Source organism: Salinibacillus xinjiangensis, assembly GCF_009649735.1.
Classification (GTDB): Bacteria; Bacillota; Bacilli; order Bacillales; family Alkalibacillaceae; genus Salinibacillus; species Salinibacillus xinjiangensis.
In genome coordinates this window covers 444,563-459,023 of sequence record NZ_WJNH01000002.1, presented here as the reverse complement: position 1 = coordinate 459,023, position 14,461 = coordinate 444,563, and the positions used below count along the sequence as shown (strand labels likewise).

At 40.0% G+C, this 14,461-nt stretch carries 15 protein-coding genes and 1 riboswitch; of the genes, 11 read left to right on the top strand and 4 right to left on the bottom strand.

Annotated elements, in window-relative coordinates; translation table 11 throughout:
- The first annotated feature begins 5 nt into the window (after positions 1-5).
- The 6 genes from mvk to GH754_RS05015 all read left to right on the top strand — a co-directional run bounded on the left by mvk (position 6) and on the right by GH754_RS05015 (position 6,171).
- Positions 6-953, top strand: coding sequence for a mevalonate kinase (gene mvk / locus GH754_RS05040; protein ID WP_153727622.1), 948 nt, complete (start codon positions 6-8; stop codon positions 951-953).
- A gap of 26 nt (positions 954-979) precedes the next feature.
- On the top strand, positions 980-1,987 hold the full coding sequence (mvaD, locus tag GH754_RS05035) for a diphosphomevalonate decarboxylase (RefSeq protein ID WP_153727621.1): 1,008 nt from the start codon (positions 980-982) through the stop codon (positions 1,985-1,987).
- 21 nt (positions 1,988-2,008) lie between these two features.
- A complete protein-coding gene (locus GH754_RS05030; protein ID WP_153727620.1) occupies positions 2,009-3,109 on the top strand; it encodes a phosphomevalonate kinase in 1,101 nt (366 codons plus the stop codon).
- Between the two features lie 8 nt (positions 3,110-3,117).
- A complete protein-coding gene (gene sdhB / locus GH754_RS05025) occupies positions 3,118-3,864 on the top strand; it encodes a succinate dehydrogenase iron-sulfur subunit (protein WP_153727619.1) in 747 nt (248 codons plus the stop codon).
- 76 nt (positions 3,865-3,940) lie between these two features.
- A riboswitch (SAM riboswitch) is annotated at positions 3,941-4,055 on the top strand.
- A gap of 86 nt (positions 4,056-4,141) precedes the next feature.
- Positions 4,142-5,197: an LLM class flavin-dependent oxidoreductase gene (locus tag GH754_RS05020; RefSeq protein ID WP_153727618.1), complete on the top strand. Its 1,056-nt coding sequence runs from the start codon at positions 4,142-4,144 to the stop codon at positions 5,195-5,197.
- Positions 5,198-5,208: 11 nt separating this feature from the next.
- Positions 5,209-6,171, top strand: a complete 963-nt coding sequence (locus tag GH754_RS05015; protein ID WP_153727617.1) for an ATP-grasp domain-containing protein — start codon at positions 5,209-5,211, stop codon at positions 6,169-6,171.
- Between the two features lie 257 nt (positions 6,172-6,428).
- Here the strand turns inward: GH754_RS05015 and GH754_RS05010 are convergent, their stop codons facing one another.
- Together GH754_RS05010 and GH754_RS05005 are read right to left on the bottom strand one after the other, a co-directional pair.
- Positions 6,429-6,650, bottom strand: coding sequence for a hypothetical protein (locus GH754_RS05010; protein WP_153727616.1), 222 nt, complete (start codon positions 6,648-6,650; stop codon positions 6,429-6,431).
- 42 nt (positions 6,651-6,692) lie between these two features.
- Positions 6,693-6,935, bottom strand: coding sequence for a DinB family protein (locus tag GH754_RS05005; RefSeq protein WP_153727615.1), 243 nt, complete (start codon positions 6,933-6,935; stop codon positions 6,693-6,695).
- A gap of 152 nt (positions 6,936-7,087) precedes the next feature.
- Between GH754_RS05005 and GH754_RS05000 the strand changes: the two genes are divergently transcribed.
- The 3 genes from GH754_RS05000 to GH754_RS04990 are packed head-to-tail and all read left to right on the top strand — an operon-like array spanning position 7,088 to position 10,791.
- The gene (locus GH754_RS05000; protein ID WP_228550130.1) at positions 7,088-8,608 is read left to right on the top strand and encodes a spore germination protein; all 1,521 of its coding nucleotides are present in this window, start codon (positions 7,088-7,090) and stop codon (positions 8,606-8,608) included.
- 18 nt (positions 8,609-8,626) lie between these two features.
- Positions 8,627-9,721 carry a GerAB/ArcD/ProY family transporter gene (locus tag GH754_RS04995; protein ID WP_153727614.1) on the top strand — a complete coding sequence of 365 codons (1,095 nt, stop codon included), beginning with the start codon at positions 8,627-8,629 and terminating at the stop codon, positions 9,719-9,721.
- A complete protein-coding gene (locus GH754_RS04990; protein WP_153727613.1) occupies positions 9,718-10,791 on the top strand; it encodes a Ger(x)C family spore germination protein in 1,074 nt (357 codons plus the stop codon). The genes GH754_RS04995 and GH754_RS04990 overlap by 4 nt, the downstream gene beginning before the upstream one ends.
- A gap of 54 nt (positions 10,792-10,845) precedes the next feature.
- Here GH754_RS04990 and GH754_RS04985 read toward each other — a convergent pair whose 3' ends face one another.
- Positions 10,846-12,087, bottom strand: a complete 1,242-nt coding sequence (locus GH754_RS04985; RefSeq protein WP_153727612.1) for an aminopeptidase — start codon at positions 12,085-12,087, stop codon at positions 10,846-10,848.
- Positions 12,088-12,209: 122 nt separating this feature from the next.
- The gene (zupT, locus tag GH754_RS04980; protein ID WP_153727611.1) at positions 12,210-13,025 is read right to left on the bottom strand and encodes a zinc transporter ZupT; all 816 of its coding nucleotides are present in this window, start codon (positions 13,023-13,025) and stop codon (positions 12,210-12,212) included.
- Between the two features lie 307 nt (positions 13,026-13,332).
- Between zupT and mntR the strand changes: the two genes are divergently transcribed.
- Positions 13,333-13,761: a transcriptional regulator MntR gene (gene mntR / locus GH754_RS04975; RefSeq protein ID WP_323741868.1), complete on the top strand. Its 429-nt coding sequence runs from the start codon at positions 13,333-13,335 to the stop codon at positions 13,759-13,761.
- 77 nt (positions 13,762-13,838) lie between these two features.
- Positions 13,839-14,429, top strand: coding sequence for a histidine phosphatase family protein (locus GH754_RS04970; protein WP_153727609.1), 591 nt, complete (start codon positions 13,839-13,841; stop codon positions 14,427-14,429).
- Positions 14,430-14,461: the final 32 nt, after the last annotated feature.

Sequence of the window (14,461 nt, the reverse complement as noted above, 5' to 3'; positions counted from 1 at the left end):
TGAACATGATGCCACCTCCTCAAAGGCAGGGAGTAGGAAGTGCCCATAGTAAATTAATATTAATTGGTGAGCATGCTGTCGTCTATGGTCAGCCCGCAATTGCGCTTCCCTTTCCACTACTTAATGTCACATCTACAGTGGAAAATGGTAATAATGGCATCTATTTAACCAGTGAATTCTTTACAGGCCCTATATCCAATCTTCCTAATCAATTAAAGGGTATTGGCATGTGTATTTTTGAAACGTTAGACAAGCTACAAGCTCCCACGAAGGAGCTACATATTCGACTGGTATCGAACATACCCATTGGTCGTGGATTAGGATCTAGTGCCGCCATAGCGGTTGCTATTGTCCGTAGTCTATTTTCATATTTTGAGCAGAAACTTTCTCGACAAACCTTAATGTCTCTTGTGCATGTTGCGGAAACCTATGCACATGGGAATCCAAGTGGGATTGATATGGCATGTGTATCAAGCACGAAACCGATTTGGTTTGAAAAAGGGGAGGAAGTCGTACCTATTCATTTAGCCCAACCACTGCATTTACTAGTTGCGGATACAGGTCGGGTTGGAGATACGTGGTCAGCAGTGACGGCTGTTCGAAAAAGCTATTTGTCTAAAAACACGGGCACGAAAGCATCCATTGAAAGGCTTGGAGCATTGACAATAAAAGCTCGTGAAAATCTTGCTGGGGACCAATCGATGGAGCTAGGTCGGCTGTTAAATGCTGCTCATGAAGAACTGGTGAACATTGGAGTCAGTGATGAAGGATTGGATCAACTCGTTAAGGCGGCCCAACAAGCAGGGGCACTCGGTGCTAAATTAACTGGCGGGGGTCGCGGAGGTTGTATTTTAGCCCTAGCTCATAATCAGAATCATGCAGAAGAGCTGTCACAGGCGTTACTTGACGTAGGAGCACAGCAAACATGGGCATGTACGCTAAGCTCAGAATAAGTTTGGAGAAGTGGGGAGGTATTTTTATGAAAGCCGTGGCACAGGCACATACAAATATTGCTTTAATTAAATATTGGGGTAAGCGTGACGAAGCCTTATTTTTGCCGATGAATAGTAGTCTATCCATTACGTTAGACCGCTTTTATACGACAACAGGTGTTCAGTTTTGCAAGGATTTATCTAAGGATATTTTTATGTTAAATGGCGAACTAGTCAACGAACAGGAATTAGCTAAGATGACTAGGTTCCTGGATATCATTCGGAATTATGCAGGTGTTCAGGAGCATGCAATCATTAACTCGACTAACAAAGTCCCTACGGCTGCAGGATTTGCTTCATCTGCTTCTGGATATGCCGCGGTGGCTGCTGCCTCAACTAAGGCATTAGGGTTAGAATTAGGTGGCAAGGAGCTTTCGATGCTAGCGCGTCGAGGGTCAGGATCAGCAACACGCTCTATTTTTGGTGGGTACGTGGAATGGCAGAAGGGTGAACGAGAGGATGGGTCAGACTCCTATGCTAAGCAGATTCTTGGTGAGAAAGAATGGGGACTGACCATTTTATCTGTCCTCCTAGAATCTAAATGCAAAAAAGTGTCCAGTCGGGAAGGGATGAAACGAACTGTCGAAACCTCACCGTTTTATTCAGGCTGGTTAGATACGGTTGAACATGACATCTATTCAGCTAAAGAGGCGATACGGAATCACGACTTTGATCAGTTAGGTAAGGTGTCTGAAGCCAATGCTCTTAAAATGCATGCTACCATGCTCGGTGCCACGCCCCCATTTACTTATTGGCAAAGTGGAACGCTTGCTGTTATGGAAAGAATTCAGGAGTTAAGGGAAGAAGGGATATCCGCCTACTTTACGATTGATGCGGGTCCAAATGTCAAGGTTCTTTGTATGCCGAATGACGAAGAAAGAGTTCGAGCAGCGCTCCTGCACATGTCGGAAGTAGAAGATATTTACAGCTGCCACCCTGGTCCTGGGATTACCTATTTGCCGGAGTCTACGATGAGGATGGATATAGGATATTGAGTGTTGAAAGGAGGGAGTAGGATGACGGAAAACGGCTACACTGTGAAAGTGCCAGGAAAATTAATGATTGCTGGGGAATATGCTGTTTTGGAACCGGGACAAGAGTGCGTAGTTGTTGCGGTAAATCGTTATGTCACGGCTCAGATTCAGGAAAGTAAACTCAACCAGCTTCGTCTTCCTGATTTGGGACTCGAATCCATTACCTGGCGTGATTCGTTTCCTATTACGTTTTCTAGTGACGACCCACGGCTGACTTTTATACGAAACGCGATGGAAGTAGTGGGGGAGTATATGACGGAGATGTCGATGGAGGGTCGGCCGTTTCGTTTATCCATTAGCAGTGGGCTTGATGATTCCTCGGGAAAAAAATATGGTTTAGGCTCTAGTGCAGCTGTTGTAGTATCCGTCGTAACGGCAATGCTTCACTTTTATCAACTGGAACCAACACGAGAACTTATTTTTAAATTAGCTGCAATCGCCCACGTACAGTCACAGGGGAGTGGTTCCGGTGCTGATGTTGCCGCTTCTACCTATGGGGGATGGATACATTATTCGGCTTTTCAGGCAGGCTGGCTGCTGAATGAACGAAGGGAAAAAAACTCCATCCTTCCGCTTATCCAAGAACCATGGCCACATCTGTTCATCCAACCGCTAAAGCAACCATCCCAAATCATTTTAGCAGTAGGCTGGACAGGTGACGTCATTTCAACAGGACCAATGATTCAACAAATTAAAACATGGCAAAACGATCACCCTGATGAATATAAAAATTTTTTGCAAAATAGTTGCGAGGCAGTGACAGGGCTCGTTCATAGCCTCGAAGCTAGTAATATAGAGAACTCTATTTCTTCTCTGGCAAAAAATCGTGAAGCACTTGTAAATTTAGGAAAACAAGCGGGTATACTAATAGAAACACCAAAATTGAAAGCACTAGCTGAAGTAGCAGAACGTCTGGGAGGTAGCGGCAAATCATCTGGTGCGGGTGGTGGAGATTGCGGCATCGCCTTTGTAACGAGTGATAAACAGTTAGATCTACTTTACGCTGAATGGAAACGAGAGGATATAGAGCCATTAGATATACAGGTTGAACGGAATGGAAGTATTTTACTAATGACTGCATGACGAGGAGGATGGAAATGAAAACATTGGATGTTATCATAACGAGACAGGATCGGCCAGACTCAGAGCCCTATGATGAAGAGTTCTCGATCCCTCACCGCACCAACATGAATATCATTACTGTTTTAATGGAAATTCGTAAAAATCCAGTCACCAAAAAAGGGAAGAAGACAACACCTGTGCAATGGGACATGAACTGTCTAGAAGAGGTGTGTGGGGCTTGTTCGATGGTGATTAACGGAAAACCTAGGCAGGCCTGCTCGACGCTTGTAGATCAATTACAGCAACCCATTCGTCTCGCACCTATGACGACCTTCCCTGTCATTCGAGATTTATTCCTTGACCGTGATCGCATGTTTGATGCCTTAAAGAGAGTGAAGGCGTGGATTCCAATCGATGGAACCTATGATATAGGACCTGGACCACGTATGGCAGAGAACACACGACAATGGGCTTATGAGCTTTCTAAGTGTTTTACCTGTGGTGTTTGTTTGGAGGCGTGTCCAAATGTAAATGAAAAAAGTGACTTCTTGGGTCCCTTCGTATATTCACAAGTCAGGTTAAAAAATGTCCACCCAACTGGAGAAATGAATAAAGAAGAACGATTAGAATCCTTCATGGGTGAGGGTGGATTAGAATGGTGTGGCAATTCGCAAAACTGTGTACAATCCTGTCCAAAAGGGATTCCATTAACGACCTCCATTGCAGCCATCAATCGAGAAGCAACGGTACAATCCTTTAAAAGCTTTTTTGGTTAATTTGACTGACTTTTGCGTAGGTTTCTTGACAGCTTGTAAGTTTTCCCTTATTATCACATTAATAACAAAATAAATATTCTTATCCTGAGAGGTGGAGGGAAATGGCCCAATGAATCCTCGGCAGCAGGTTCTTGTGTGTAAACAGGAATACTGTGCCAAATCCATCAAGCATTTAGCTTGAAAGATAAGAAGAGAATAATTCGGAATATTAGACTCTCTTCTTATGGAAGAGAGTTTTTTTATTGCGCATAAATAAAAACAACAGGGAGTGGAAAACATGAAATATGGTTTTTGGTTACCGATTTTTGGAGGATGGCTCAGAAATGTAGAAGACGAAAACATGCCTCCTACTTATGAATATGCAAAAGACGTCATTCAATCGGCGGAAAAATGGGGTTATGATACCACATTAATTGCCGAGCTGTACTTAAATGATATAAAAGGGCCAGAGCAGGATTCACTTGAGGCATGGTCAACAGCCGCAGCACTCGCATCTGTAACTGATAAAATTGAAATTATGACTGCTGTTCGACCTGGCTTTCATAATCCGGCAGTAACGGCAAAAATGGCTGCCAACATTGATCATATTTCAGGTGGACGTTTTACTTTAAATATTGTATCCGGGTGGTGGGAAGGTGAAGCCAAACAATATGGCGGAGCATTCACAAAGCATGATGAACGCTATGAACGGACAACAGAATTTCTCGATGTACTAAAAGGCATGTGGACAGATGAGACCTTTTCATACAATGGCAAGTTTTATTCCATTGAGAATGCAACCCTAGCACCCAAGCCGATTCAAAGGCCGAATCCAGTTCTTTATGCTGGTGGAGAAAGTGAAAAGGGAAAGCAGGTTATAACCTCTCAATGTGACGCTTACGTGATGCATGGGGGGACAGTTGAGGAGATTCGTAGTAAAATAGAAGATATGAAGGAGCGAAGAGGAGTTTTAAATGGGAGAGCGCCTCTACAATCCTTTGGCATGGCTGCATATGTAATTTGTCGAGACACAGAAGAAGAGGCACAAGAGGAGCTCGCACGAATTACTGATGTTAAGGATGCTAGTGGATATGCTGGGTTTAAAGATTTCACAACGAAATCACAGCTTGAACAAAAAATCCAGCTACAAGACTACTCTGTATCGAATCGCGGATTAAGGCCTAATCTAGTTGGAACCCCAGACCAAATTGCGAAGAAAATATTAGAATACGAAAAAGCAGGTGTAAATTTACTTTTATTACAATGCTCCCCACAATTAGAGGAGTTGGAGCGTTTTTCAAAGGATGTAATGCCAAAGGTGGACGAATTACGTTCTCAATTAATAAATATTTAGGAGGATGGACATTGAGTAAAATCTATGTATTGCATGAAAACAATGAATGGACTGAGCACTTGATTAATAGATTGGAAGAGTTAGAGCTACCTTATGAGGACTGGCTGCTAGAAAATGGGAAGGTAGACTTATTGGAGGCACCACCAGAAGGGGTTTTTTATAATCGAATGAGCGCCTCTTCCCATACACGAGGGCATCGATTTGCACCGGAGTTAACCAACGCGATACTTGCATGGCTTGAGCATCATGGTCGTACGGTAATCAATGGAAGTCGGGCCCTACAACTTGAAGTCAGCAAGGTTCTACAATATTTGGAGCTTGAAAAGTATGGAATCCGTACTCCGAAGACAGTCGCTGCAGTAGGAAAGGAAGAATTGCTGCAGGCTGCTGAGCAATTTGAAGGTCAGAAATTTATTACGAAGCATAATCGTGCTGGAAAAGGACTTGGGGTTCAACTATTTCAATCAGTTGAAGCACTCAAGGAATATGTAGAAGGAGATACATTTGAAGAGCCTGTAGATGGAGTGACCTTAATTCAGGAATATATCGAATCACCTGACTCCTCCATTACACGCTGTGAATTTGTGGGCGGCAAGTTTTTATATGCTGTTCGAGTGGACACTTCTGAAGGGTTTGAGCTTTGCCCGGCAGATGCTTGCACGATTGATGATTTATTTTGTCCAGTCGGGGAAGAACCAGAGGAGCCGGTAAATCCAAATAAGTTCCAGATTCGTGAGGGCTTTTATGATCCAATACTAGAAAAATATGAACAAGTGCTTGCTGCAAACGACATCCAAATCGCCGGTATTGAATTTATACAAGATAAGAATGGCAATATATACACTTATGATATCAACACGAACACAAATTATAACAGCGATGCCGAGGCAGCAGCAGGGCAGTATGGAATGTTAGAAGTAGCTAAATATTTAGGAAAGAAACTTGAAGAACAAACAGAGAAAATTAGTTATTAAAGGTGAGGCCATTAATTATAATGGCTCATGACGGCTGAAAAATCGGTGAAAAGCATAAACGGGTGCCAAGAGAGGTTCATGGCGCTCGAAAAACCGTTAAGAAGCTAAAAACGGGCGTCATGAGACGTTCATGGCGCTCGAAAAACCGTTAAGAAGCTAAAAACAGGCGTCATGAAAGGATCATGACGCCTGAAAAATCGTTAAGAAGCCAAAAACGGTCTTCAAGAGAGACTCATGCTCCCCGAAAAATCTCAAGTTCAGTTGTTCTCAATCTTATTTCTAACCCTCCACAGATCCTCAACACCTAGCGCCTGCTTAATACCTATAATCACATCCTGATGGCGCCCCTCATGCCACAAAGCGAAATTAAAAACTTCTCCTACAGAATAAAGTTTTACATTGCCAAGATCAAAGGCCCTTTCACCTTTTTCATCTAGTCGATTAGAAAAGGTTTCATTAATCCGTTTTTCTTGAGTCATAAGTCTTCCCCGAAGTTCATCAAGAGTTGGAACATCTTTATTTCAGTCAGATGGGGACGTACTAAACTGAAACAGTTGATAATCCCTTTCTGTTAACCCGTGTTTTTCCCCTATGTAGGAGTACAATAAATTATTCAACGAAAGAAATATATGTCCTAAATTCCACCGAATGTTGTTGTGAAATCCAGTTGGTATCATGTCGGCAATTTCTTCTGTAGTGCCATCTAATGCTGCAAGTGTTTGTCCCCTAACAAAATGAAAGTGCTGAAATAGCTTGTCATCCATTTGTTGATCTCCTCTCCATAATTACAACTTATTCCATATTTTACCATAAATAGTCTTGTCTTGAAACACTAAGAATAAAGCTATTTGAAAGAGCCATAATATGAACAGCAAACCATTTATTAACAACTGATGAAAGATGTGAATGCATACGTATGAAACTTTTTCGGAAAAAACCTAAGAAGAACAAAAAAGTTTCGCAATTACTAGATCAATCAAAGCAAATCTCAAGCATGAAAGAACTAATGGAATATTGTAAGGAGTCTAATGATTTTGTTCATTATGAGCATCCAATCAAAAATCAATCCTTATGGCTTTCGTACTATAAACCGCTTGTAGAAGCGGAAATTTTGCACCGAGATATTTTAGAAAATGTGGATGAGGAAACCATCCATTCCTTACAGGATTTAATGGAATCGATTCCGATTGAGAATGTTGTTATAACAAAAGACATTGGGGTCATACATGAAAAATTACTATCGGGTCATATTATGATTCGGTTTCATGAACGAGACACGAAATGTGTACTCGTAAATGCGCCGTTAAAGAAGACTCGTAGTATTTCTGTTCCCGAAGTAGAGTTTTCTGTTATTGGACCTAAGGAGTCATTTGTAGAATCCATTGGTACCAATTTAAACCTTATTCGGTATCGACTGCCAATACCCGAGCTTAAGGTGAAAGAGTTTACGGTAGGAAATTTATCTAAATCAAAGGTAGCCGTATTATATGTAGATGGGATTACCAACCAAGAAAATGTCAATACAGTGATTCAAAGAATTGAAGATATTGAGTTTGATGAATTAATCGATAGTTCTTATATCACTCAAATTATTTCAGATAATCCTAGGTCGCTATTTCCTCAGCTGTTAGATACCGAGAGACCAGACCGAGCCGTATCGGTTTTAGCGGAGGGGAAAATAGTTATTTTGGTCAATGGTTCCCCACATGCTTTAATTGCACCGGCTAATTTAACTGAATTCTTTGCAGCATTTGAAGATTACTTTTTAAATCCGATTATCGCGTCTGCATTTCGGATTATTCGTTTTTTTTCTGTTGTTTTTTCGATACTCGTTACACCAATTTATGTTGCAGTTTTGACCTATCATTATGAATTAGTTCCAAAGGATTTAATGGGTACGCTGATTACATCTCGTGAAGTGGTCCCGTTACCACCTATATTGGAGGCTGTGTTTTTAGAGCTTACAATTGAACTGTTACGTGAGGCTGGGGCCCGACTGCCTACCAAGGTAGGTCAGACGATTGGTATCGTGGGTGGTATTGTCATTGGGACTGCGTCTGTTGAAGCTGGTCTCACAAGTAATGTGCTACTTATTATCGTTGCATTAGCAGCTCTTGCATCCTTTACGACTCCTGTTTATAAGATGGGCAACACCATCCGACTCATTCGTTTTCCTTTTTTGCTTTTTGCTTACTTATTAGGGTTTTTAGGAGTTGTCCTTAGCTTTTGTTTTTTACTAGCTCATTTGCTAAGGCTTACCTCATTAGGAAGACCTTTTTTAGAGCCGATTTATCCGCCACGTTTAAAGGATATGAAAGACTCAGTGATTCGTTTTCCGTTTTCTTGGAATACAAAGCGCCCAATACAGTTACAAACAGAAAAAACGCAAAGATTTAGTGCAAAGAAGGCAAGGAAAAGAAAGGATATTGATGAATAGGAAAGGAGGTGCATTCTAATGGGGAAGCATGTACCCGACTATTTCAAAATTTCTCCGTTTTTAACCTTTTTCCTGATAACAGCTGTACAGGTTGGGGTTGGTATTTTAAGTTTCCAAAGCATTATTGTTGAACCTGCTGGTTATGACGCTTGGATCTCCATTATTATTGCTTCCATCGGTGTTCATATATTGATTTTTATGATGTATAAAATATTAAACCAAGAAGAGCACAAAGATATATTTGATATTCAAACAATGTTATTTGGAAAATGGATTGGTAAGAGTTTAGGAGTTATTACTTGTGTTTATTTTTTACTCATGTCGTTTGTTGCCTTAAGGCTATATATAGAAATCATTCAAGTCTGGATGTTTCCTCAAATTAGCCTTCTTGTAGTAGGAACCGTTTTTCTACTCCTTGTGCTTTATATCATTAATGGCGGATTCAAAGTAATAGCAGGGATCTGCTTTTTAGGTGTAGTGATACCACTATACTTAATCCTAACATTGATATTCCCTTTAGAATTTGCCTATTATGATAACCTTAAGCCTGTATTGAATCATTCCGTAATAGAATTATTATTATCCGCACAGAAAATGACATTAAGTTATTTGGGATTTTCGACATTATTTGTCTACTATCCTTTTTTAAAAGAGCCAAAAAAAACACAGAAGTTCGCCCATTTCGGTGTGGCTTTTACCACCTTTCTTTATGTGTCAACCGCTATCGTTTCTTTTCTTTTTTATGATGAGGAACAAATTAAAACCGTTATCTGGCCAACCCTTGGGATATGGAAAATTATTGAGATGCCATTTGTGGAACGGTTTGAGTATATTGGAATTAGTTCTTGGACATTGGTTATTTTACCTAATATTACCCTTACCTTGTGGGCTTCATCACGAGGAATGAAGCGAATGTTTAATGTTAATCAAAGAAAAACTTTAATTGTATATGCAATTATCATTATAACCGTTATGCTAACTGTTCGAGGCTTTGATAATATTGACAAAATATCTGAGTTAGTCACTCGATTCGGTTTTTATTACGTTTTTGTTTATATACCGGTACTCTGTATCATCCATTTTATTTTTCAAAAGGTGAGGGAGTCCAAATGAAAAAAATAAAAGTTATGATAACTTTATGCTTGTTATTGTTGTCAGGATGTAGCGCTAGTAATGAAATTGTAGATGAATTAGCACTCATTTCTGCTATTGGTTTTGATTTAACGGATGACAATAAATTGCAGGGAACCATTACTGTACCTAATTTTCAATCAGATAAAACTGTAACAACAGAGGTTTTCACAGAAACAGGTACTTTAATTCAAGAAATTGAGGCAAAGCTGAATTCAGAAGCAAACCAACCTTTAGCAATCGGTAAGCTAGAAGTCATTCTATATAATGAGAAGGTTGCGAAACAAGGTATTCGTAAAATGAAAGATGTTTTTGTGCGCGACCCCAGTGTAGGATCAAGAGCTAGAATGGCTGTAGTAGAAGGAAATACTAAAGATGTGCTTACTAGAGAATATTGGACCCATGGAGCAGGGTTATATTTAGCTGAGATGTTTGATCAAAATTTTATAAATGGCCGAATGCCCCAGAGTAACATACACCTTTTTACATTTGCTTTATATTCAAAGGGGATGGATCCATTTCTCCCACTTGTATCAGTCGGGAAAATGGTGAAAATCAACCAAATTGCCCTATTTAAAGAAGATAAATATGTGGGAAAGCTTCCAGAAGACAAAACCTTTACCTTTCATGCCATGAAGGATAATTTTCAAGATGCTACTTACATGATAAAGAAAGAGCAGGGAGAAGTGAGTGCTGCGGTTAATAATATTATGTCAACACGCACAGTAGATTTTGGTGAAAATATAAAAGACCCGAAAATTACGATCAATATCAGATTGGAAGGAATTCTGAGAGAGTTCAAAACAGAAGAAGAAGTTGACAAACAGAAAGTCAACAAAATAGAAAAGCAAATGGAAGACCAAATGGAGCAGGAAGCTAAAGAAATTATTCAAACCTTGCAAGAGCTCAATGTAGATCCACTTGGGTTAGGAAATAAATATCGTGGATTGAACCGAAACTTTGATGAAAAAAAGTGGGATGAAATGTACAAAGATTTAGATATTACAGCTAATGTAAATGTGATTATTAGAGAGTTTGGAATCAGGAGATAAACGGATAATAAAATGGGTGGCACTAATAGATAGCAGCCACCCATTTTATGATACCTAGTTAAACTTCATCGCCCAAGACCCCTGCTTTAAAACAGGTTCTTCCTGACCCTCTTTCGTTACTCCATAAACATCTAGTTCCCCAGAACCCATCATGAAGTCAACATGAACTAAGCTGTTGTTGACGCCATTTTGGTCGAGGGCCTCATCATCCATTTTTGACCCGCCTTGAATACTTGTCGGATAAGCTTTACCTAAGGCTAGATGACAGGAGGCATTCTCATCATAAAGGGTATTGTAAAAAATAAGACCTGATTGTGAAATAGGGGATTCATGTGGCACAAGGGCAACCTCCCCAAGTCTAGTAGACCCTTCATCAGTATCAAGTAAGTGCTTTAAGGTTTCATGTCCCTCTTCAGCAGTAAAGTCAACTACTTTCCCATCCTTAAACGTTAAGGTGAAGTTGTCGATTAAATTCCCACCATAGTTGAGTGGCTTCGTGTTGGTTACCGTACCATTTACCCCGTATTTATGTGGCATAGTAAAGACCTCTTCTGTCGGAATGTTGGCATTAAAGGTTGTGCCTTTCTCAGATGGAGATGCGCCACCCTTCCAAACATGTCCTTCAGGTAATTCGAGTTCAAGGTCTGTGCCTGGTGCTTTATAAATTAGTTTTTGGTATTGTTTATCGTTTAGGTAATCTCGAACCGTTGCTAAGGTTTGGTTATGCTCATGCCATGCTTCAATTGGATCCTCTTGATCAGCACGTGTAATAGTGAAAATTTGCTCCCATAATTTTTGCTTAGCTTCTTCAGGTTTGGCATCGGGAAATACCTTCTCCGCCCACGCAATCCCAGGAACAGCAGCCACACACCAGGTTAAACGGTCATTCATCGTATAGTTACGAAAGTTTTTCATCGCATTGCCGTTCGCCTTATTGGACGCAGCAATACGACTAGGATCAATTCCTTTTAGTAAATCGGGGTTGGACGGTTTAATGGATAGGACTGCTGCACCATCCTCAGCATAATAATCATACATATCTACACGCCACTGTGGGACTGTTTCAAGTGTTTCCAATGGTGCGTGCTCATATTTTAAGCGGGAGAGTTCTTCATCCATCCAGTTCATATGTATATCTTTCGCACCTAGTTCATAGGCTTTTTTGGCCACTACTCGAACAAAATCAACGGCCTCTGTTGGAGCATTTACCATTAAGGTTTGATTGTTTTGTAGGTTTACACCCATACGAAGTACGAGCTCTGCATATTTCTCTAAATTGGTTTGAAAATCAGACATCATTCATCCTCCTTTTATTCACTTGTCCATTATTTCATATTTCGAAATAATCCTCAATTATCTTAGCATTTACAGAAAAAAGTGCGGGTTGCATACATGCAGATCCCGCACTTCAAAGCTCCTTACATAAACATCAATAAACTAATCGCCATAACACCCATGCCGGCAATTAAACCATAAATGGATAGGTGGGCTTCATCATATCGTTTGGCAGCAGGTAGGAGCTCATCAAGGGAGATAAACACCATAATTCCTGCTACAGCAGCAAAAATGATTCCGAACATCATGTCAGTTAGATAGGGGAGTAAAAGTAAATAGGCCGCAATAGCTCCAACGGGTTCAGACAAACCAGATAAAAAAGACAGCTTAAATGCCTTTTTCTTATCCCGTGTGGCAAAATAAACAGGGACTGAAACAGCAATACCCTCAGGGATATTATGAATCGCAACAGCTACAGCAATGGCAATACCAAGGCCTGGATCCTGTAAGGCGGAGGTAAAGGTAGCAATCCCTTCAGGAAAGTTGTGAATCGTAATCGCAAGCGCTGTAAAAGTACCCATCTTCAATAAGGAAGCATCATTTGCTGGTGCCTTTGATTTGGGATTCATATCCTCAATCTTTTTTACTTCATGAGGATTTCCTTGCTTAGGAATAAATCGGTCGATCAATGCAATTAACACAATCCCACCGAAGAAGCCTGCTACAGTCATCCAATTACCTAATTTCTCATCCCCCATTGCTGAAATTAGTGCATCCTGAGCTTTAATTAAGATTTCAACGAACGAAACATATATCATCACCCCTGCCGAGAAGCCAAGGGCAAAGGACAAAAATTTGGTGTTTGTAGCTGATGAGAAAAAAGCAAGGACACTTCCGATTCCAGTGGAAAGTCCTGCCATTAAAGTTAAGCTAAAAGCTAACAAAACACTTTCAGTCATAGGTATCTCCCCTTATTCACTTACTATCTAATGTGAAGAAAATGAAGCTAAATCATACACAAAATAAATCTTTCCCTAAGGAAACATAAGTCTAAAAAAATAATACAATAAATCTATATGAAGGATATTCCGCGAATGTGCATGAAGTTTTTATTCAATTAAAAAAGTTTCCTGAGACTAAAATAGGTGAATCTATCTAATATGTCAATAAAAATGTTTCAGAAAAATCAGCGTTTTCTTGTGGCGAACGTTTTTTTCCTCTATAATTAAGGAATAACCGAAATCATTAAGGGGTTTGAATATGAAAGTGACCACACCTAGTATGGAAGACTATATGGAACAAATTTATCTCTTGATTCATAACAAAGGCTATGCTCGAGTTTCTGAAATTGCCGAAAATTTATCTGTACAGCCTTCATCAGTCACCAAAATGGTTCAAAAATTAGGTGAGGATGGGTATTTGGTTTATGAAAAATACCGAGGGTTAACTTTAACGCAAAAGGGAGAGAAATTTGGCCATCTGTTAGTCTACCGTCATGATTTACTAGAAGAGTTTTTAGAAATCGTAGGCGTGCATGAGGACAAAATTTACGAAGATGTAGAAGGAATTGAGCATCATTTGAGCTGGGAAGCCATTGAACGAATTGGCGATTTGGTTCAATACTTTAAAAATGATAATCAGCGTATCACAGAGCTACGAAAACTAAAAAATAGCGTAGAAGATCCATCTAACTAAAATAGTGAACTCCGATCCAGGTCTTAAAGTACTGGGTCGATTTTTATTTAACTAGAAAATATAGGGAGGAATGTAGGATGACTAGAATAGGCTTAATTAGACACGGGCTTACAGATTGGAATAAAGAAAGGAAAGCTCAAGGACAAACAGATATACCACTTAATGAAACAGGAAAGGAACAAGCGCAATTGTTAGCAAAGCGATTTGTGGAAGGAGAATGGGACCTAGTCGTTAGTAGTCATCTAACTAGAGCATATGATACAGCAGATGCAGTGGCTAAAAAATTGAATCTACCTATTATCACGGATGAAAGATTACAAGAAAGAAGCTTTGGCAAAATGGAAGGGACCACGGAAGCTGAACGAATTCGCCTTTGGGGTGAATCGTGGAGAGATCTTGATTTAGGTGTGGAAACGGACGAGGTTGTTCAACAGCGAAGCATAGAATGTGTGGAGGAATTTTGTAACCTACATCATGTGGAAAGAATTCTGTTTGTTAGTCATGGTGCTACGTTAAACCAACTTATTAAGGGCTTACTTCGTGACCCATCCTTTGACCAAGGATTTGGAAATACAGCTGTGTCATTATTTGATAAAAATGAGGATTATTGGAATTGTACGGTCTTAAATTGCACAAAGCACCTGGAGGATCAAATACAAACCAATTAACCTGGGTATGACAAATGTCACCTCCACTTTTA

What these genes read in the sequence shown, in the direction of transcription:
- GH754_RS04990 (WP_153727613.1), top strand. Translation starts at nt 9,718, where the DNA reads ATGAAAAAAATAAAAGTTATGATAACTTTATGCTTGTTATTGTTGTCA.
- GH754_RS04970 (WP_153727609.1), top strand. Translation starts at nt 13,839, where the DNA reads ATGACTAGAATAGGCTTAATTAGACACGGGCTTACAGATTGGAATAAA.
- mvaD (WP_153727621.1), top strand. Translation starts at nt 980, where the DNA reads ATGAAAGCCGTGGCACAGGCACATACAAATATTGCTTTAATTAAATAT.
- GH754_RS05000 (WP_228550130.1), top strand. Translation starts at nt 7,088, where the DNA reads ATGAAACTTTTTCGGAAAAAACCTAAGAAGAACAAAAAAGTTTCGCAA.
- GH754_RS05020 (WP_153727618.1), top strand. Translation starts at nt 4,142, where the DNA reads ATGAAATATGGTTTTTGGTTACCGATTTTTGGAGGATGGCTCAGAAAT.
- GH754_RS05005 (WP_153727615.1), bottom strand. Translation starts at nt 6,935, where the DNA reads ATGGATGACAAGCTATTTCAGCACTTTCATTTTGTTAGGGGACAAACA.
- GH754_RS05010 (WP_153727616.1), bottom strand. Translation starts at nt 6,650, where the DNA reads ATGACTCAAGAAAAACGGATTAATGAAACCTTTTCTAATCGACTAGAT.
- mvk (WP_153727622.1), top strand. Translation starts at nt 6, where the DNA reads ATGATGCCACCTCCTCAAAGGCAGGGAGTAGGAAGTGCCCATAGTAAA.
- GH754_RS04985 (WP_153727612.1), bottom strand. Translation starts at nt 12,087, where the DNA reads ATGTCTGATTTTCAAACCAATTTAGAGAAATATGCAGAGCTCGTACTT.
- sdhB (WP_153727619.1), top strand. Translation starts at nt 3,118, where the DNA reads ATGGAAATGAAAACATTGGATGTTATCATAACGAGACAGGATCGGCCA.
- GH754_RS05030 (WP_153727620.1), top strand. Translation starts at nt 2,009, where the DNA reads ATGACGGAAAACGGCTACACTGTGAAAGTGCCAGGAAAATTAATGATT.
- zupT (WP_153727611.1), bottom strand. Translation starts at nt 13,025, where the DNA reads ATGACTGAAAGTGTTTTGTTAGCTTTTAGCTTAACTTTAATGGCAGGA.
- GH754_RS04995 (WP_153727614.1), top strand. Translation starts at nt 8,627, where the DNA reads ATGGGGAAGCATGTACCCGACTATTTCAAAATTTCTCCGTTTTTAACC.